This window comes from Pseudomonas sp. JQ36 (assembly GCF_053851495.1).
The window spans coordinates 2204880-2223412 of record NZ_CM132642.1; the positions used below are offsets into that span (position 1 = coordinate 2204880).

20 protein-coding genes and 1 pseudogene are annotated in these 18533 nt (G+C 60.3%); 16 read left to right on the forward strand and 5 right to left on the reverse strand.

Annotation, left to right across the window (positions count from 1 at the left end; translation table 11 throughout):
* Nucleotides 1-394: 394 nt before the first annotated feature.
* The 9 genes from ACS4NR_RS09620 to ACS4NR_RS09660 all read left to right on the forward strand — a co-directional run bounded on the left by ACS4NR_RS09620 (nt 395) and on the right by ACS4NR_RS09660 (nt 7021).
* On the forward strand, nt 395-985 hold the full coding sequence (locus ACS4NR_RS09620) for an amino acid synthesis family protein (RefSeq protein WP_095136389.1): 591 nt from the start codon (nt 395-397) through the stop codon (nt 983-985).
* Between the two features lie 28 nt (nt 986-1013).
* Nucleotides 1014-1847 (forward strand): alpha/beta fold hydrolase, encoded by an 834-nt coding sequence (locus ACS4NR_RS09625; protein WP_103369834.1) that lies wholly within the window; start codon nt 1014-1016, stop codon nt 1845-1847.
* Entirely contained in the window at nt 1844-3325 is a 1482-nt protein-coding gene (locus ACS4NR_RS09630; RefSeq protein WP_456019866.1) for an aldehyde dehydrogenase, read from the forward strand. Before ACS4NR_RS09625 ends, ACS4NR_RS09630 begins: the two co-directional genes overlap by 4 nt.
* A 12-nt stretch (nt 3326-3337) precedes the next feature.
* The gene (locus tag ACS4NR_RS09635; RefSeq protein WP_166497336.1) at nt 3338-3823 is read left to right on the forward strand and encodes a flavin reductase family protein; all 486 of its coding nucleotides are present in this window, start codon (nt 3338-3340) and stop codon (nt 3821-3823) included.
* A gap of 133 nt (nt 3824-3956) precedes the next feature.
* The gene (locus ACS4NR_RS09640; RefSeq protein WP_027613073.1) at nt 3957-4346 is read left to right on the forward strand and encodes a carboxymuconolactone decarboxylase family protein; all 390 of its coding nucleotides are present in this window, start codon (nt 3957-3959) and stop codon (nt 4344-4346) included.
* 58 nt (nt 4347-4404) lie between these two features.
* Nucleotides 4405-5157, forward strand: a complete 753-nt coding sequence (locus ACS4NR_RS09645; protein WP_007968636.1) for a GntR family transcriptional regulator — start codon at nt 4405-4407, stop codon at nt 5155-5157.
* A gap of 1 nt (nt 5158) precedes the next feature.
* Nucleotides 5159-5722, forward strand: coding sequence for an NUDIX hydrolase (locus ACS4NR_RS09650; protein ID WP_253151339.1), 564 nt, complete (start codon nt 5159-5161; stop codon nt 5720-5722).
* 160 nt (nt 5723-5882) lie between these two features.
* Complete coding sequence (locus tag ACS4NR_RS09655; RefSeq protein ID WP_008047186.1) at nt 5883-6188, forward strand: IS3 family transposase; 306 nt, start codon at nt 5883-5885, stop codon at nt 6186-6188.
* Nucleotides 6185-7021: an IS3 family transposase gene (locus ACS4NR_RS09660; protein ID WP_456019868.1), complete on the forward strand. Its 837-nt coding sequence runs from the start codon at nt 6185-6187 to the stop codon at nt 7019-7021. The genes ACS4NR_RS09655 and ACS4NR_RS09660 overlap by 4 nt, the downstream gene beginning before the upstream one ends.
* A 70-nt stretch (nt 7022-7091) precedes the next feature.
* On the opposite strand, the gene ACS4NR_RS09665 is transcribed toward ACS4NR_RS09660, so the two are convergent.
* Nucleotides 7092-7388, reverse strand: coding sequence for a DUF1330 domain-containing protein (locus ACS4NR_RS09665; protein ID WP_456019869.1), 297 nt, complete (start codon nt 7386-7388; stop codon nt 7092-7094).
* Nucleotides 7389-7457: 69 nt separating this feature from the next.
* Here ACS4NR_RS09665 and ribBA point away from each other — a divergent pair, with 69 nt between their 5' ends.
* The 6 genes and pseudogenes from ribBA to ACS4NR_RS09695 all read left to right on the forward strand — a co-directional run.
* A complete protein-coding gene (gene ribBA, locus ACS4NR_RS09670) occupies nt 7458-8567 on the forward strand; it encodes a bifunctional 3,4-dihydroxy-2-butanone-4-phosphate synthase/GTP cyclohydrolase II (RefSeq protein WP_456019870.1) in 1110 nt (369 codons plus the stop codon).
* 321 nt (nt 8568-8888) lie between these two features.
* Nucleotides 8889-9914 (forward strand): ABC transporter substrate-binding protein, encoded by a 1026-nt coding sequence (locus ACS4NR_RS09675; RefSeq protein WP_456019871.1) that lies wholly within the window; start codon nt 8889-8891, stop codon nt 9912-9914.
* Entirely contained in the window at nt 9911-10825 is a 915-nt protein-coding gene (locus ACS4NR_RS09680) for an ABC transporter permease (protein ID WP_027613068.1), read from the forward strand. The genes ACS4NR_RS09675 and ACS4NR_RS09680 overlap by 4 nt, the downstream gene beginning before the upstream one ends.
* Nucleotides 10826-10831: 6 nt before the next feature.
* Nucleotides 10832-11641 (forward strand): ABC transporter permease, encoded by an 810-nt coding sequence (locus tag ACS4NR_RS09685; protein ID WP_456019872.1) that lies wholly within the window; start codon nt 10832-10834, stop codon nt 11639-11641.
* A 17-nt stretch (nt 11642-11658) separates the two neighbouring features.
* A complete protein-coding gene (locus ACS4NR_RS09690) occupies nt 11659-12813 on the forward strand; it encodes an ABC transporter ATP-binding protein (RefSeq protein WP_456019873.1) in 1155 nt (384 codons plus the stop codon).
* Between the two features lie 95 nt (nt 12814-12908).
* Nucleotides 12909-13016 (forward strand): annotated as a pseudogene (locus ACS4NR_RS09695) (metal ABC transporter ATP-binding protein); the annotation flags it as partial.
* Between the two features lie 5 nt (nt 13017-13021).
* On the opposite strand, the gene map reads toward ACS4NR_RS09695, so the two are convergent.
* From map to ACS4NR_RS09710, 3 genes are all read right to left on the reverse strand, one after another.
* A complete protein-coding gene (gene map / locus ACS4NR_RS09700; RefSeq protein ID WP_456019874.1) occupies nt 13022-13813 on the reverse strand; it encodes a type I methionyl aminopeptidase in 792 nt (263 codons plus the stop codon).
* On the reverse strand, nt 13810-14037 hold the full coding sequence (locus ACS4NR_RS09705) for a ParD-like family protein (protein ID WP_025111624.1): 228 nt from the start codon (nt 14035-14037) through the stop codon (nt 13810-13812). The genes map and ACS4NR_RS09705 overlap by 4 nt, the downstream gene beginning before the upstream one ends.
* Nucleotides 14038-14221: 184 nt before the next feature.
* Complete coding sequence (locus ACS4NR_RS09710; protein ID WP_166497342.1) at nt 14222-14440, reverse strand: hypothetical protein; 219 nt, start codon at nt 14438-14440, stop codon at nt 14222-14224.
* Here ACS4NR_RS09710 and ACS4NR_RS09715 point away from each other — a divergent pair.
* Nucleotides 14439-15374 (forward strand): Ppx/GppA phosphatase family protein, encoded by a 936-nt coding sequence (locus ACS4NR_RS09715; protein WP_456019875.1) that lies wholly within the window; start codon nt 14439-14441, stop codon nt 15372-15374. The two genes, ACS4NR_RS09710 and ACS4NR_RS09715, sit on opposite strands and share 2 nt — an antisense overlap.
* Nucleotides 15375-15909: 535 nt before the next feature.
* Here the strand turns inward: ACS4NR_RS09715 and metE are convergent.
* Complete coding sequence (gene metE, locus ACS4NR_RS09720; protein WP_456020382.1) at nt 15910-18198, reverse strand: 5-methyltetrahydropteroyltriglutamate--homocysteine S-methyltransferase; 2289 nt, start codon at nt 18196-18198, stop codon at nt 15910-15912.
* Between the last annotated feature and the right edge of the window lie 335 nt (nt 18199-18533).

Sequence of the window (18533 nt, forward strand, 5' to 3'; positions counted from 1 at the left end):
GACTGATGGGTCACAAGCATAGCCGTGAAACCCGCAGTCCAGAGCGCCTTGGGAAGCTGGCTCATCCTATCGGGCTTTGGAAACGTCTGACAATCGGCGCCACGTTATCTTTTGTTAACCGGATGACCTCCTGTCAGCGGTGATTTCCACTGTGGGAGGGGGCTTGCTCCCGAAGGCGATGTGTCAGGTACCAAAGATGTCGACTGATCCACCGCATTCGGGAGCAAGCCCCCTCCCACAAGGTGTAATGGTGTTTGTGAGATTGGGGCTGGCAGTGAGTACAGCGCCATTCGCCGGATGGATCCGGCAAATCTTGCGTAGGGGACTTGCACGATCGGTATTATGGTATACCATCAGACGCACAGACACTCTCAATCCCCCTACGGAGCAGCTCATGAGTTTCGAAATTCGCAAGATCGTCAGCTATGTCGAAGAAACCTTCATCGAAGGCGGCAAGGTCACTGACAAGCCAGTGACCATGGTCGGGCTGGCCGTGGTGATGAAGAACCCGTGGGTCGGCAACGGCTTCGTCGAGGATCTGAAACCGCAAATTCGCGCCAACTGCTCCGACCTCGGCGCAATGATGGTCGAGCGTCTGGTGGGCATCATCGGCGGCGCCGAGAAGATCGAGGCGTACGGCAAAGCGGCAGTGGTCGGCGCCGACGGCGAAATCGAGCACGCCTCGGCGGTGATCCACACCCTGCGCTTCGGCAACCACTACCGCGAGGCGGTCAAGGCCAAAAGCTACCTGAGCTTCACCAACAAGCGCGGCGGCCCGGGCACTTCGATTCAGATCCCGATGATGCACAAGGATGACGAAGGCCTGCGTTCGCACTACATCACTCTGGAAATGCAGATCGAAGACGCGCCGCGTGCCGACGAAATCGTCGTGGTGCTCGGTTGCGCCGACGGTGGTCGCCTGCACCCGCGCATCGGCAACCGCTACATCGATCTGGAAGAACTGGCCGCCGAAAAAGCCCAGTAATCACAAAAAGGCACTGCAGGAGCGCTCCATGATTCGGCTCACCGCTGAACTCACCCCGGCTGGCACCAGTTACCTGGCGACCGGCCAAGGCCAGCCCGTGGTCTTGATCCACGGCGTGGGCCTGAACAAAGAAATGTGGGGCGGCCAGATCGTTGGCCTGTCTGCCCAATACCAGGTGATCGCCTACGACATGCTCGGCCACGGCGCCAGCCCGCGCCCGGCCAGCGGCACCGGCCTGCTCGGTTATGCCGATCAGTTGCTGGAGCTGCTCGATCACCTGAATCTGCCTCAGGCTGCGGTGATCGGTTTCTCCATGGGCGGCCTGGTGGCGCGGGCGTTTGCCCTGCACTACCCGGAGCGCCTGCAAAGCCTGGTGGTGCTGAACAGCGTGTTCAACCGCAGCGAAGAACAGCGCGCCGGGGTTATCGCCCGCACTGCACAAGCCGCCGAACACGGGCCGGATGCCAACGCCGAAGCGGCGCTGTCGCGCTGGTTCAGCCGTGAATATCAGGCGGCCAACCCGGCGCAGATCGCGGCCATTCGTCAGACCCTGGCCGGCAACGACCCGCAGGGTTACCTGACCACCTACGAATTGTTCGCCACCCAGGACATGTACCGCGCCGACGACCTGGGCAGCATTCAGGCGCCGACGCTGATCGCCACTGGCGAACTCGACCCCGGTTCGACCCCGGAAATGGCCGAGCAACTGGCCCGGCGCATCCCCGGCGCGAAGGTTGCGGTGCTGCCCGAGCAACGGCATATGATGCCGGTAGAGTCGCCGCGGCTGGTCAATCAGACGCTGCTGGAATTCCTCGACTACGCACACTCCCGACAAAACCATATAAAGGGGATCGTTGCATGACACTCGCACGCTTCCAGATGTGCATCGGCGGAGAATGGGTCGACGCCCTCTCCGGCAAGACCTTCGAAAGCCTCAACCCGGCCAGCGCCCAGGCCTGGGCCGAACTGCCTGACGCCGATGAAGCCGACGTCGAACGCGCCGTGCAAGCGGCACAGAAAGCCTTCGACAGTCCGGCCTGGCGCGGCCTCACCGCTACCGCGCGCGGCAAACTGCTGCGCCGTCTCGGTGACCTGATCGCAGAAAACAAGGAACAACTGGCGCAGCTGGAAAGCCGCGACAACGGCAAGCTGATCCGCGAAACCCGGGGTCAGGTCGGCTATCTGCCGGAGTTCTTCCACTACACCGCAGGTCTGGCCGACAAGCTCGAAGGCGGCACCCTGCCGCTGGACAAGCCCGATCTGTTCGCCTACACGGTGCACGAAGCGATGGGTGTGGTCGCCGCGATCATTCCGTGGAACAGCCCGCTGTACCTGACCGCGATCAAACTGGCGCCGGCGCTCGCCGCCGGCAACACGATTGTGATCAAGCCGTCCGAACATGCTTCGGCGACCATCCTTGAGCTGGCACGCCTGGCCCTCGAAGCCGGGATTCCGCCGGGCGTGGTCAACGTCGTCACCGGTTACGGTCCGAGCACCGGTGCCGCCCTCACCCGCCATCCGCTGATCCGCAAGATCGCCTTCACCGGCGGCGCGGCCACGGCCCGGCATGTGGTCCGCAGCAGCGCCGAGAACTTCGCCAAGCTGTCGCTGGAACTCGGCGGCAAATCGCCGAACATCATCTTCGCCGACGCCGATCTGGACAGCGCGATCAACGGCGCCATCGCCGGGATCTACGCCGCTTCGGGTCAAAGCTGCGTGTCCGGCTCGCGGCTGCTGGTGCAGGACGAAATCTACGACGAGTTCGTCAATCGCCTGGTCGAACGCGCCCAGCGCATCCGCATCGGCAACCCGCAGGAAGACCACAGCGAAATGGGCCCGATGGCCACCGCGCAGCAATTGGCGGTGGTCGAAGGTCTGGTAGCTGACGCCATTGCTGAAGGCGCGCGGTTGCGCACTGGCGGCAAGCGTCCGACGGATCTCGGTGACGGCTGGTTCTACGAGCCGACGCTGTTCGAGTGCGACCGCAACTCGATGAAGATCATGCAGGAAGAAGTCTTCGGTCCGGTGGCATCGGTGATTCGCTTCAAAGATGAAGCCGAGGCGCTGGCCATCGCCAACGACTCGCAGTTCGGCCTCGCCGCCGGCATCTGGACCCGCGATCTCGGTCGCGCCCATCGTCTGGCGCGGGATGTGCGTTCAGGAATCATCTGGGTCAACACCTACCGCGCAGTCTCGGCCATGGCGCCGATCGGCGGCTTCAAGAACAGTGGCTATGGACGCGAAAGCGGCATCGATTCGGTGCTGGCCTACACCGAACTGAAAACGGTGTGGATCAATCTCTCTCAGGCCCCGATGCCTGATCCGTTTGTGATGCGCTAGGAGTCCTGCGACATGATCGAACCCGGCATTTACAAAGACGTCATGAGCTCGTTCCCATCCGGGGTCACGGTGGTCACCACCCTCGACCCGGACGGCGCCATCGTCGGCATCACCGCCAGTGCCTTCAGCGCGCTGTCGATTGATCCGGCGCTGGTGCTGTTCTGTCCCAACTACGCCTCCGACACCTACCCGGTGCTGCGCGACAGCAAGAAATTCGCGATCCATTTGCTGTCCGCCGACCAGACCGCCGAGGCCTACGCCTTCGCCGGTAAAGGCAAGGACAAGGCCAAAGACATCCAGTGGCATTTGAGCGAACTCGGTAACCCGATCCTCGCCAAGGCCACGGCGATCATCGAGTGCGAGTTGTGGCGTGAATACGACGGTGGTGATCACGCGATCATTGTCGGCGCGGTGAAGAACCTGATCCTGCCCGAGCAACCGGTGACGCCGATGATTTATCACAAGGGCAAACTTGGCCCGTTGCCAACCCTGGCCTGATGGATTCACACAATCCCTGTAGGAGTGAGCCTGCTCGCGATAGCGGACTGACATTCAACATTGATGTCGACTGATCCACCGCTATCGCGAGCAGGCTCACTCCTACAAGGGATTTGTGGTGATGGGAGGAATGATGAGTAACGAAAAGTACGAAAAAGGCCTGAAGATCCGCACTCAGGTGCTCGGCGAAGCCTACGTGCAGCGCTCGATCGACAACGCCGACGACTTCACCCGCCCGCTGCAGGAAATGGTCACCGAATACTGCTGGGGCCATGTCTGGGGGCGCGAGGGTTTGTCGCTCAAGGAGCGCAGCATGATCAACCTGGCGATGATCTCGGCGCTCAACCGCCCGCATGAACTCAAGCTGCATGTGCGCGGCGCCTTGCGTAACGGCCTGAGTCGTGAGCAAATACGCGAAATTCTGCTTCAGGTCGGTATTTATTGCGGCGTCCCGGCAGCCGTGGACAGTTTCCGGCTCGCCCGTGAAGCCTTCGCCGAAGCCGACGCCGAGGCCTCCAGTTAACCCCTCGGCTGTTTAGATGCCCGTCTGGCATGGACAGCCAACTTCAAGAGCGGACCCCATGAAACGCCAGCCACTCGACGACAGCTTCAAGGTCAATCGCAACCCCGTTACCCTGCGCGAAATCGTGCTGGACAAACTGCGTAGCGCGATCATGAATTTCCAGCTCATGCCCGGCGATCGTCTGGTGGAGCGCGATCTGTGCGATCGCCTTGGTGTCAGCCGCACATCGGTGCGCGAAGCCTTGCGTCACCTGGAGTCCGAAGGTCTGGTCGAGTTCGCCGATGCCAAAGGCCCACGGGTGGCGATCATCACCCTCGCCGATGCGGTCGACATCTATGAGCTGCGCTGCGTGCTCGAAGGCCTGATCGTCCAGCTGTTCACCCTGCGCGCCAAGGCCAAGGACATCAAGGCCCTGGAAAAAGCCCTCGACGAGAACCGCAAGGCGCTCAAGGACGGCGAACTGCAACAGGTTATCGACTCGGTACAGGGCTTCTACGACGTGCTGCTCGAAGGCTCGGGCAACCATGTTGCGGCCACCCAGTTGCGCCAGTTGCAGGCACGCATCAGCTATCTGCGAGCGACCTCGGTGTCCCAGGAAAACCGTCGCGGCGCGAGTAACCACGAAATGGAGAAAATGGTCGAGGCGATCAAGAGCGGCGATCCGCTGGCGGCGCATCAGGCCTGTGTCGATCACGTACGCGCCGCTGCGGCCGTGGCCCTCGACTACCTCAAGCGCAAACAGGAAGAGACCGGCGCCACGCCGAACATCACCCTGCCGATCGCGCTGAAAGAACCGCGCATAGGTCACTGACATGTTCAGCCCGAGCTTTTGCCCGAAATGCGGTGGCCCTGACCTCGGTCAGCAGGTACCGCCGGGCGATACGCACGAGCGTCTGATGTGCCGCGGCTGCGGCCATATCCACTACGTCAATCCGAAGATCATCGCCGGCTGCATCATCGAGCAGGACGGCAAATACCTCTTGTGCCAACGGGCGATCCCACCGCGCCCGGGCACCTGGACACTGCCGGCCGGCTTCATGGAAAGCGGCGAAACCACCGAGCAGGCGGCGCTGCGCGAAGTCTGGGAAGAAAGCGGCGTACGTGCGGAAATCGTCTCGCCGTATTCGATTTTCAGCGTGCCGAAGATCAGCGAGGTGTACATCATCTTCCGCGCGATCGCGCTGGAGATCACCGGCCAGTTCGGCCCTGAGACCATGGACTACAAGTTCTTCGCCCCCGAAGACATCCCGTGGGAGCAGATCTATTACCCGGCGATCCGGCAGATTCTCGAGCGTTACATCGAGGAGCGTCAGGCCGGGGTGTATGGGATCTACATGGGCAATGATGACAGCGGCAAGATTCACTTCATCCGCTGAGGATCACCTTCGCCCCTGTGGGAGCGGGCTTGCTCGCGAAGGCGGTCCATCATTCAACATTTCTATCGACTGACACGACGCCTTCGCGAGCAAGCTGAACTGGCCTAATAATTCCGGACACCTCTTAAGGGCGATATGATTTCGCCAACTTGGAGGTCTCATGAACGAAAGAAAGGTCTACACCCGCGAGTTCAAGCTGCATGCTGCCAGCATGGTGCTTGATGATAACTGCCCGGTTCCAGATGTTTGTGCCTCGCTGGATATCGGGCCTACGGCTTTACGACGCTGGGTTGATCAGGTTCGTAAGGAACGCGAGGGCCAGCCAGTTAAAGGCACCAAGGCAATTACCGAAGATCAGCGCCAGATCCAGGAGCTAAAAGCCAAGATCAAGCGCATGGAGATGGAAGCCGAAATACTAAAAAAGGCTACCGCTCTCTTGATGTCGGATCCCGATCGTTTTCGATGATCGCAGAGCTAAGAGAGTCATTTCCGACGGCCGTGGTATGTCGTGTTTTTGGTGTGAAGCGCAGTAGCTTTTATGAGTGGATTCAACGGCGAGCCAAGCCGCGGATCAGACGTGAAGAACTCAAATCGAAAGTAGTTGAGTTACATAGCCAAAGCCGCGAAGCCATGGGCTCCAGAATGATCAGCAAGGGCCTGAAGTCTCAGAAAATAGCTGTTGGAAGGAGCCTTGTCCGAGCGCTGATGAGGGAAGCCAACATTGTCAGTAAACAACGCCAACCCCACCCCTTCAGATCCAAAGGTGTGGAAGCATTTGTCGCGCCCAATCGGCTCAAGCGCAATTTCAAACCGACGGCGATCGATCAGGTTTGGTGTGGCGACGTCACCAGTTTGATGGTGGGCAAACGCTGGTTTCATCTGGCCATCGTGATCGATTTGTATGCTCGCAGGGTCATTGGCTGGGCGTTTTCTCTGGTCAATGACGCTAACTTGGTCAGCAAAGCGTTACGCATGGCGACAGCGGTACGAACGTGTCCCCTTGGGCTGATGTTTCATTCAGACCAAGGATGTCAGTACACCAGCCGCAAGTTTCAAGAGGAATTGGTGCGCCACGGCATTTTGCAAAGCATGAGCCATCGTGGACAGTGCTGGGACAATGCGCCGACCGAGCGTTTTTTCGGCACATTGAAATCAGAATGGATTCCTCGCATCGGCTACAGCCAAATCGAGGAAGCAAAAACGGACATGGTGCGTTTCTTCATGTACTACAACCGCACCAGGCTCCACAGCTATAACAACTACCTGTCGCCAATAGCCATGGAGCAAAAAGCGGCATAAACACCGTAATCGGTGTCCGGGATTACTTGACCAGTTCAAGCCCGCTCCCACAGGGGATTTGTGGTGTTGCTTAAATTGGGGTGATGCCTTCGACGATGATGATTTCTGCCCGCGCCCATTCCTCGCGATAACTTTTCGCTTCCTGATACGCCGCCGAGTGGTAGCACGCCACGGCCTTCTCATAGCTCTCGAACTCGATCACCACGCTACGCTGAGGAGTAGCCCTGCCCTCCAGCGCTTCGCTGCGCCCGCCCCGGGCCAGAAACTTCGCGCCGAACTCGGCGAACGCTGCCGGCGCGCGTTGGGTGTATTGGCTGTAGTGCTCGGCATCGTCGACATCCACGTGGGCAATCCAGTACGCCTTCATAGTGACCTCTTTGTTGATTTTGTATTATGGTATACCAATATTATTTGCAACCAACCCTGAGAGTCCAGCATGGCCTTCAACAGCATCGAAGAAATCCTCGAAGATTATCGTCTCGGCAAAATGGTCCTGCTGGTCGATGACGAAGATCGGGAAAACGAAGGCGACCTGCTGCTGGCCGCCGACTGCTGCACGCCCGAGGCGATCAGCTTCATGGCCCGTGAGGCGCGCGGGTTGATCTGCCTGACGTTGACCGACGAACACTGCCAACGCCTGGGCCTTGAGCAGATGGTGCCGAGCAATGGCAGCGTGTTCAGCACCGCGTTTACGGTTTCCATCGAAGCGGCGGTCGGCGTCACTACGGGCATTTCTGCTGCCGACCGCGCTTGCACCGTTGCCGCCGCCGTGGCGCCGAACGCTCGCGCAGAAGACCTGGTGCAACCTGGGCACATCTTCCCACTGCGCGCCAAGGAGGGCGGCGTGCTAACCCGCGCTGGTCACACCGAGGCTGGTTGTGATCTGGCACGTCTGGCCGGGTTCACGCCCGCCTCGGTGATCGTCGAAGTGATGAACGACGACGGCACCATGGCTCGCCGCCCGGATCTGGAAGTGTTCGCGCGCAAGCACGGGATCAAGATCGGCACCATCGCTGACCTGATCCACTATCGCCTCAGCACCGAGCGCACCATCGAACGCATCGGCGAACGTGAGCTGCCGACGGTGCATGGCACGTTCCGGCTGATCACCTTTGAAGACCGCATCGAAGGTGGCGTGCACATGGCGATGGTCATGGGCGATCTGCGCCGCGAAGAGCCGACGCTGGTGCGCGTGCATGTGATTGATCCGCTGCGAGATCTGGTCGGCGCCGAGTACAGCGGGCCAAGCAACTGGACGCTGTGGGCGGCGCTGCAACGGGTCGCGGCTGAAGGTCATGGCGTGGTCGTAGTGTTGGCCAACCATGAATCGTCGCAGGCATTGCTGGAGCGCGTGCCGCAATTGACCCAGACGCCACGGCAGTTCAGTCGCTCGCAATCGCGGACCTATTCGGAGGTCGGCACCGGGGCGCAGATTCTGCAGAACCTGGGGGTGGGCAAATTGCGGCATCTCGGGCCGCCATTGAAATACGCGGGATTGACCGGGTATGACCTAGAGGTGGTCGAGAGCATCCCCTTCACCGAATAACCCCACAGAAAATCACGCTCCCCTGTGGGAGGGGGCTTGCTCCCGAAGGCGCCGTAACAGTCGACATCAATGTTGAATGACCCAACGCATTCGCGAGCAAGCCCGCTCCCACAAGGGGTTTGCGTTTCAAACCGATTTCCTCGAACTACAAAAAAGGAGCGTCGCCAGATAACCGGTAAGGCAAAGTGCTTGCACAAAGTTTGGAATACCATAATATGATATTCCATAGACCGGGCGACCTGAAAAACCGTCCGGCTACTGCTCCCGACAGGCGGGCAACAACGCAAGCCCGCTCAAAAACACAACAATGAGGGCGTAAAAATGGTGTTGAACAAAGCTGCAACCGCGATCTTTTTTGCGGGACTGCTGAGCGTGACCGGCCAGGCTGCAATGGCCGCCGAAAGCGTGAACTTCGTCAGCTGGGGCGGTAGCACCCAGGATGCGCAGAAACAGGCCTGGGCCGATCCGTTCAGCAAGGCCAGCGGCATCACCGTGGTGCAGGACGGCCCGACCGACTACGGCAAACTCAAAGCCATGGTCGAAAGCGGCAATGTGCAATGGGACGTGGTCGATGTCGAAGCCGACTTCGCCCTGCGCGCCGCCGCTGAAGGCCTGCTCGAACCCCTCGATTTCAACGTCATCCAGCGCGACAAGATCGACCCGCGTTTCGTCAGCGATTACGGGGTCGGCTCGTTCTTCTTCTCCTTCGTCCTCGGCTACAACGAGGGCAAACTCGGCGCCAAAAAGCCGCAGGACTGGAGCGCCCTGTTCGACACCAAGACCTACCCCGGCAAACGCGCCCTGTACAAATGGCCCAGCCCCGGCGTGCTCGAACTTGCGTTGCTGGCCGACGGCGTAGCGGCTGACAAGCTCTACCCGCTGGATCTGGATCGCGCCTTCAAAAAACTCGACACCATCAAGAAAGACATCGTCTGGTGGGGCGGCGGCGCGCAGTCGCAGCAACTGCTGGCCTCCGGTGAAGCGAGCATGGGCCAGTTCTGGAACGGCCGGATTCACGCCCTGCAAGAAGACGGCGCCCCCGTCGGTGTGAGCTGGAAACAGAACCTGGTCATGGCCGACATTCTGGTGATTCCAAAGGGCTCGAAAAACAAGGACGCGGCGATGAAGTTCCTGGCCAACGCCAGCAGTGCCAAAGGCCAGGCCGACTTCTCCAACCTGACCGCCTACGCCCCGGTCAACGTCGACAGCGTGGCGCGCCTGGACTCGGTGCTGGCCCCGAACCTGCCGACGGCCTACGCCAAGGATCAGATCACTCTTGATTTCGCGTACTGGGCCAAGAACGGCCCGGCCATCGCGACACGGTGGAACGAATGGCTGGTCAAATGAAAATGGCGGCCACTGCGCCCCGTCCTGCAACGGTGACCGGGAGCGCCACCGGCGCTGCCGGCTCGACCCACACCTTCAGACAACGCTGGAAAGGTGCCGGCAATCTGGTCCCGGCACTGCTGTTCCTCGGCCTGTTCTTTCTCGCGCCGTTGATTGGCCTGTTGTTGCGCGGCGTGCTGGAGCCGACCCCGGGCCTTGGCAACTATGAACAACTGTTCGCCAACTCGGCGTATGCGCGGGTGTTGCTCAACACCTTTTCCGTGGCCGGGCTGGTGACGATTTTCAGCCTGTTGCTGGGCTTTCCGCTGGCCTGGGCGATCACGCTGGTGCCGCGCGGCTGGGGCCGCTGGATCCTCAACATCGTGCTGCTATCGATGTGGACCAGCCTGCTCGCCCGCACCTATTCGTGGCTGGTGCTGCTGCAAGCTTCGGGGGTGATCAACAAGGCGCTGATGGCGCTGGGGATCATCGATCAGCCGCTGGAAATGGTGCACAACCTGACCGGCGTGGTGATCGGCATGAGCTACATCATGATCCCGTTCATCGTGCTGCCGTTGCAGGCGACCATGCAGGCCATCGACCCGATGATCCTGCAGGCCGGCTCGATCTGCGGCGCCAGCCCGTGGACCAACTTCTTCCGGGTGTTCCTGCCGCTGTGCCGGCCGGGTCTGGCGTCCGGCGGCTTGATGGTGTTCGTGATGTCGCTCGGTTACTACGTCACCCCGGCACTGCTCGGCGGGGCGCAGAACATGATGCTGCCGGAGTTCATCATTCAGCAGGTGCAATCGTTCCTCAACTGGGGCCTGGCCAGTGCCGGCGCTGCGTTGCTGATCGCGATCACTTTGGTGCTGTTCTACTTCTACCTGAAGCTTCAGCCGGAATCCCCGGTTGGCGCCAGCAATGCGAGGTAAGCCGACATGCTCCTGACTCCCAATGCCATGAGCCGGCGGATGCGTTTCGGGCTCTACGCAACCACCGGTTTGATCGGCCTGTTCCTGCTGTTGCCGATCGTTTTCATCGTCCTGCTGTCGTTCGGCTCATCGCAGTGGCTGGTGTTCCCGCCGCCGGGCTGGACGCTGAAATGGTACGGCCAGTTCTTCTCCAACGCCGACTGGATGAGCGCTGCGGCGGCCAGCCTCAAGGTCGCCGTGCTGACCACGATCTGCGCCGTGGCCCTTGGTTTGCCGACTGCCTTCGCCCTGGTGCGCGGGCGCTTCCCCGGCCGGGAAATGCTCTACGGCCTGTTCACCCTGCCGATGATCGTGCCGCTGGTGATCATCGCGGTGGCGGTGTACGCGCTGTTTCTCAAGCTCGGTTACACCGGGACCCTGTTTGCGTTCGTGGTCAGCCATGTGATCGTCGCGCTGCCGTTCACCATCATCTCGATCATCAACTCGCTGAAGCTGTTCGATCAGTCGATTGAAGACGCGGCGGTGATCTGCGGCGCCTCACGCCTGCAAGCAGTGTTCAAGGTGACGTTCCCGGCGATCCGTCCGGGCATGGTGGCCGGCGCCCTCTTCGCCTTTCTGGTTTCGTGGGACGAAGTGGTGCTCAGCGTGATGATGGCCAGCCCGACCCTGCAAACCCTTCCCGTGAAAATGTGGACCACTTTGCGCCAGGACCTGACCCCGGTGATCGCCGTCGCTTCGACGCTGCTGATCGGCCTGTCGGTATTGGTCATGGTGATCGCCGCCGCGCTGCGCCGGCGCAACGAAATCCGCGCCTGAGCGCCCAGGAGTACGACATGAGTGCCGTGATCAAAGACGCTTCCCAGCAGAACGACAACCCCCTGGTCAGCCTGCGCAACCTGAACAAGCACTACGGCGACTTTGCCGCCGTCGACAATATCTCGCTGGACATCAAGGACGGCGAGTTCCTGACCTTCCTCGGCTCCAGCGGCTCGGGCAAAAGCACCACGCTGTCGATGCTCGCTGGGTTCGAAACGCCGAGCAGCGGCGAGATCCTGGTCAACGGTCAGTCGTTGGTCAACGTGCCGCCACACAAGCGCGACATTGGCATGGTGTTCCAGCGTTATTCGCTGTTCCCGCATCTGTCGGTGCGCGACAACATCGCCTTCCCGCTGGCGATCCGCAAACTCGCCGCCGCCGAGCGTGACAAACGCGTCGATGCGATGCTGAAACTGGTGCAGCTCGAACAATTCGCCCATCGCCGCCCTTCGCAACTCTCTGGCGGCCAGCAGCAACGCGTCGCCATCGCCCGGGCGCTGGTCTATGAGCCACGCATCCTGTTGATGGACGAACCCCTCGGTGCGCTGGACAAAAAATTGCGTGAAGACTTGCAGGATGAACTGCGCCAGCTGCATCGGCGCCTGGGCATCACCATCGTCTACGTGACCCACGACCAGGAAGAAGCCATGCGCCTGTCGCAGCGCATCGCGATTTTCAGTCACGGCAAGATTGTCGGTCTGGGCAGCGGTTATGACCTGTATCAGAATCCGCCGAACGCGTTTGTCGCGTCGTTCCTCGGCAATTCGAACTTCCTCAAGCTCAAGGCTCAGGGCAACGCGGCGGCTTCGTTTGAAGGACAGTCATTGTCGATTCGCCTGACCGCCGGCTTGCATATCGATCAGGATGTGCTGCTGATGGTGCGTCCGGAAAAAGCGGTGGCGCTGAGCGTGCAACAAGCGAGCGAAGAGCCGTTGGCGGCAGGCTGGAATGAAGTGTCGGCGCAAGTGGTGGAAGTGTTGTTTCTTGGCGAGAGCCAGACCTGCAGCGTGGTGACTTCGGGCGGTACTTCGATGACGGTGAAAGCGCTGTCGGCGGCGGGCATGCCGCTCAAGGCTGGCGATCCGGTGCGAGTGCGCTGGGCTACGGCGGACGCTTGTGTCTACACCGAATGGGCTGAAAGCGACCTCAATAAAGCGGCCGGTTCACACTGAGGTTCCGTGTAGGAGCTGCCGCAGGCTGCGATCTTTTGATTGTGCTTTTCAAGATCAAAAGATCGCAGCCTGCGGCAGCTCCTACATGAGGTTGCATTTCAACTGTGGGAGCGGGCTTGCTTGCGAAGGCGGCGTGTCAGTCACTGTTTATGTTGAATGACACACCGCATTCGCGAGCAAGCCCGCTCCCACAGGGGTCTGGTGGTGTTCAGGCGATCGGAGTGAAACCTTCAATTTCGTCCGGCCACGCGGTGAGGATTTCGAAACCGGTGTCGGTCACCGCGACCATATGCTCCCACTGCGCCGACAGCGAGCCATCCTTGGTCAGCACGGTCCAGCCGTCCGGCATGTTCTTCACGTGGCGCTTGCCGGCATTGAGCATCGGCTCGACGGTGAAGATCATCCCCGCCTTGAGCTTCATGCCCTGATTGGGAAACCCGTAATGCAGGATCTGCGGTTCATCGTGATAAACCTTGCCGATGCCATGCCCGCAATACTCGCGCACCACGCTGAAGCCTTCCTTCTCCGCCAGGCTCTGGATCGCATGGCCGATGTCACCCAGCGTCGCGCCCGGACGCACCATGCGAATGCCGGCACACATGGCGTCGTAGGTAGTCTTGATCAGGTGCTGCGCCTCAGGCGTCGCCTCGCCGACCACGTACATGCGGCTGGTGTCGCCGAACCAGCCGTCCTTGATCACCGCGATGTCGAGGTTGACGATGTCGCCGTCTTTCAGCGGTGTGCCCGACGGGATGCCGTGGCACACCACGTCGTTGACCGAAGCGCACACGGTTTTCGGAAAACCGTGATAACCGACGTTGGCCGGAATCGCTTTCTGCACGTTGACGATGTAATCGTTGCACAACCGATCCAGCTCATCGGTCGTCACCCCGGCCTTCACATGCGGCACCAGCATCGCCAGCACTTCGGCGGCGAGTTTGCCCGCCGCGCGCGACTTCGCGATTTCCTCGGGGGTATTGATCTTGATCTGGTTTCTCATGCGCTGACGGCTTCCTGAGTCAGTTGATGCAGATCCAGCCCGCCGTTCTGTTCGGCGCGGATCAGCAAGCGGCAAATGGCGCTGTGGTCGAGGTTGGGGTGCAGTTCGGCGAGCATGCCGATGCGCATCCAGTGCTCGGCCTGCGCGTTGATCGAGCGGCTGAGCGCGGTGCTGGAGATGCGCAGGTTCTCGTGCATGTCTTCTGAAATCTTTACGATGCCCATATATGAATCCTATACGATTTGTATATGGATCGTATATTAGCCAGGCCTAACGCTGAATTGCAAATTGACTCCGCAAATCTACAAACGCCATCGTGTAGGAGCTGCCGCAGGCTGCGATCTTTTGATCTTCAAAAACAAAATCAAAAGATCGCAGCCTGCGGCAGCTCCTACAGAATGCAAGGCATCAAATCGCAGGCAAAAAAAAGCTGCCAAATTCGGCAGCGAAAACTTTAAGAACACGCGATGTATTGGCCGCAGCATAGACGCCGGATAATGACAGTGTCATGACAGCCGCAAATTCATTCAACCGCCCCTGCCCAGTCATCAGGATGTCATCAAGATCACGGCAGAATCCTCGCAAACCGTCTTGAGCCTTCGACGGATGTTTTGCAGGGATTCCCATGAAAGAAGACGCCTCGCTGTTTGCCGCCATCGACCTGGGCTCGAATGCGTTTCGCCTGATGATCGGCCAGTCGGTGCGCAGTCGAAAAGGCTTCATGATTCAGGAAGTCAAAACCTTGCGTGAACCGGTGCGGCTGGCCGAAGGCTTCGACGGCGGTGCACTGGACGAAATGGCGCTGGATCGAGGCTGGCAGGCGCTGGCGCGGTTCGGCAAGAAACTGCGTGGATTCGAGGCCGGCAAGGTGCGGGCAGTGGCAACCAGCGCGGTACGCGAGGCCGACAATGCGCAGTTGTTTCTGCACAGTGCCGAACGCCATCTGGGTTTTCGCATCGACGTCATTTCCGGCCATGAAGAGGCGCAACTGGTCTACGCCGGCGTCGCTCATACCCTGCCGGATGCGCAAGACATGCGTCTGGTGGTGGACATTGGCGGTGGTTCCACCGAACTGATTCTGGGCCAGGGCTCGCAACCGCTGCTCACTGAAAGCATCGCCATCGGCAGCGGCACCCTGGGCGCACGCTATTTCCCGGAGGGACGCATTGCTCCCGGCGCGCTACAGGAAGCCGAGCGCGTGGCGATCCTGCAATTCGAAAAAGTCGCCCGCCGCTATCGCGCGCAGGGCTGGCAGCAGACCATTGGCTCGTCGGGCACGGCGCGGATGCTGGCGAAAGTGCTGAAGGCCAATCGCTTGAACGACTTCGGTCAGGATGGCATCACCTATGGCGGACTGTTGCGTCTGTCGCTCCTGCTGCTGAAGGTGAAGAACGTTCAACAGTTAAAGCTGGCAGGCTTGCAGCCGCATCGCCAGAGCATTTTGCCCGGTGGGCTGGTGCTGATGCTGGCGGCATTCAAGGTATTCGGTATTTCGCAGATGGTGCCGTCGGAACCGGGTTTGCGCCTCGGTGTGCTGCATGGACTGATGAGCCGTCACTGACCGATCACTTAACCCAGTGTGGGAGCGGGCTTGCTCGCGAAGGCGGAGTGTCAGTCGAAAATTATTTAGCTGACACTCCGCTTTCGCGAGCAAGCCCGCTCCCACAGGGATGGCGTTCTTTGCGCAACTCGGGATTTCGCAGATGGTGCCGTCGGAACCGGGTTTGCGCCTCGGTGTACTGCATGGTTTGATGAGCCGGCACTGACCGATCACTTAACCCAGTGTGGGAGCGGGCTTGCTCGCGAAGGCGGAGTGTCAGTCGAAAATTATTTAGCTGACACTCCGCTTTCGCGAGCAAGCCCGCTCCCACAGGGATGGCGTTCTTTGCGCAACTCGGGATTTCGCAGATGGTGCCGTCGGAACCGGGTTTGCGCCTCGGTGTACTGCATGGACTGATGAGCCGGCACTGACACCCTACACACTCCAGTGTGGGAGCGGGCTTGCTCGCGAAGGCGGAGTGTCAGTCGAAAATTATTTAGCTGACACTCCGCTTTCGCGAGCAAGCTCGCTCCCACAGGTTTTTTGGGTTGTCTTCTCAGGCCAGTTCTTTGCGCAACTGCCGGGCAGCGTTGACCATGTGCACCAGCGCCGCCTCCGTCTCCGGCCAGCCGCGGGTTTTCAAACCGCAATCCGGGTTGACCCACAACCGCTCTGGCGGAATCCGCTGCGCTGCTTTGCGCAGCAAGTTGGCCATTTCCGAAGCATCCGGCACCCGCGGCGAATGGATGTCGTAGACGCCCGGGCCGATCTCGTTCGGGTAATCGAAGGCTTCGAACGCATCGAGCAGCTCCATGTCCGAACGCGAGGTTTCGATGGTGATCACGTCGGCGTCCATGGCGGCGATGGACTCGATCACATCGTTGAATTCGCTGTAGCACATGTGGGTGTGGATCTGCGTTTCGTCGCGTACACCGGAGGCACACAGGCGGAACGCTTCGGTTGCCCAGTCCAGATAGTGCTGCCATTGCGCGCGGCGTAGCGGCAGACCTTCGCGGAAGGCGGCTTCGTCGATCTGCACGATCTTGATCCCGGCGGCTTCCAGATCCACCACTTCGTCACGGATCGCCAGCGCCAACTGCCGTGCCTGCACTTCACGGGACACATCTTCGCGAGGGAACGACCACATCAGCATGGTCACCGGGCCGGTCAGCATGCCCTTCATGACCTTGTCGGTCAGGCCTTGCGCGTAGCGGATCCAGTCCACGGTCATGGCTTGCGGACGATTCAGATCACCGAAGATCACCGCCGGTTTCACACAACGCGAACCGTAGCTCTGCACCCAGCCGAAACGGGTGAACACGTAGCCATCGAGTTGCTCGGCGAAGTACTCGACCATGTCGTTGCGTTCGGCTTCACCGTGCACCAGCACGTCGAGGCCCAGTTGCTCCTGGATCTCCACCGCATGGCGGATCTCGCTGTACATGGCTTCGGTGTATTCGGCCTCGCTCAGTTTGCCTTGCTTGAACGACTGACGCGCCAGGCGGATCGACGCGGTCTGCGGAAACGAACCGATAGTGGTGGTCGGGAACAGCGGCAGATCGAGGCCGGCGCGCTGCTTGGCGATGCGCTGGGTAAACGGCGATTGGCGCTGGCTGTCCTGCGCGGTAATGGCCGCCACACGGGCCTGCACTGCCGGTTTGTGAATACGCGGCGAGGCGGCGCGGCTGGTCTGTACCGAGCGGCTTTGGGTCAAGGCGCGGAGCACTTTCGGCGCCTCCGGCTGATTAACCGCCTGCGCCAGCACCGCGACTTCCTCGCACTTCTGCACGGCAAACGCCAACCAGCTTTTCAGCTCGGCATCGAGCTGGTCTTCGCGGTTCAGATCCACCGGGCTGTGCAGCAGCGAGCACGATGGCGCGACCCACAGCCGATCCCCCAGACGTTCATGCGCATGCTGCAAAGTCGCCAGCGCGTTTTCCAGATCGCAGCGCCAGACATTGCGGCCGTTGACCACACCCAGCGACAGCACTTTGTAGGCCGGCAGGCGATCAAGGATGGTCGGGTACTGTTCCGCTGCGCGCACCAGATCGATGTGCAGACCATCGACTGGCAGATTGGCGGCCAGACCGAGGTTCTCTTCCAGACCACCGAAGTAAGTGGCGAGCAGTTTCTTCAGCGGATCACGCTGGATCTGGTTGTAGGCACGCTCGAAAGCATTCTTCCACTCCTGCGGCAGGTCGAGCACCAGAATCGGCTCGTCGATCTGCACCCATTCCACACCTAGGGCGGCCAGCCGCGCGAAGATCTGCCCGTACAGCGGCAGCAGGCGATCGAGCAGTTCCAGCTTATCGAACTCGGCACCTTTGGCCTTGCCCAGCCACAGATAAGTCAGGGGGCCGATGATCACCGGTTTGACGTTATGCCCCAGTGCGCGGGCTTCTTCGACTTCTTCGAACAACTGTTCCCAGCCGAGCTGGAACTGTTGATCGGCGCTGAATTCCGGGACCAGGTAGTGGTAGTTGGTGTCGAACCACTTGGTCATTTCCTGCGCGTGCGCACCGCTACAGCAGCTGTCGCTGACGCCACGGGCCATGCTGAACAGGGTCTGTAGGCTGGCTTTGCCGTCATGTGGACGGAAACGCTCGGGAATCACCCCGAACATCAGCGAGTGGGTCAGCACCTGGTCGTACCAGGCGAAATCGCCCACCGGCAGCAGCTCGATGCCGGCGTTTTTCTGCAAGTCCCAATGGGCCTTGCGCAGCTGGCGGCCAACGTCACGCAGGCCAGCCTCGTTCAGTTCTCCTTTCCAGAACGCCTCTTGCGCTTTCTTCAGTTCGCGGTCGCGACCGATGCGCGGAAATCCGAGGGAATGGGCCAGTGCCATGACAAACAACTCCAATGTCTTGTTGATGGCGGCCATTGTCGGGATCGAGTGCTAGTGAGACAAACTCATTTTAATCTTGATGATCACAAGTTTCCCTCATGATCGGATATCAGCTGCATGCCCGCTGAAAACGTCTTTGCCCTGCAGGATATTCATCCGCAGATCAAGCATTGAGGAGCGCTTGCGACGCCCTTTCAATACTCAATGGCGCCTTGATGTAAACCCTCTGAAACCGGGCCCTTGCAGGCTGCAATTCTGTTCTATGGTTAGATCGAAATGGCTGTATCGGCGGCGGGTTAAAGGTTGCGACAGATCAGGTCTGCGCCTATGTTGCA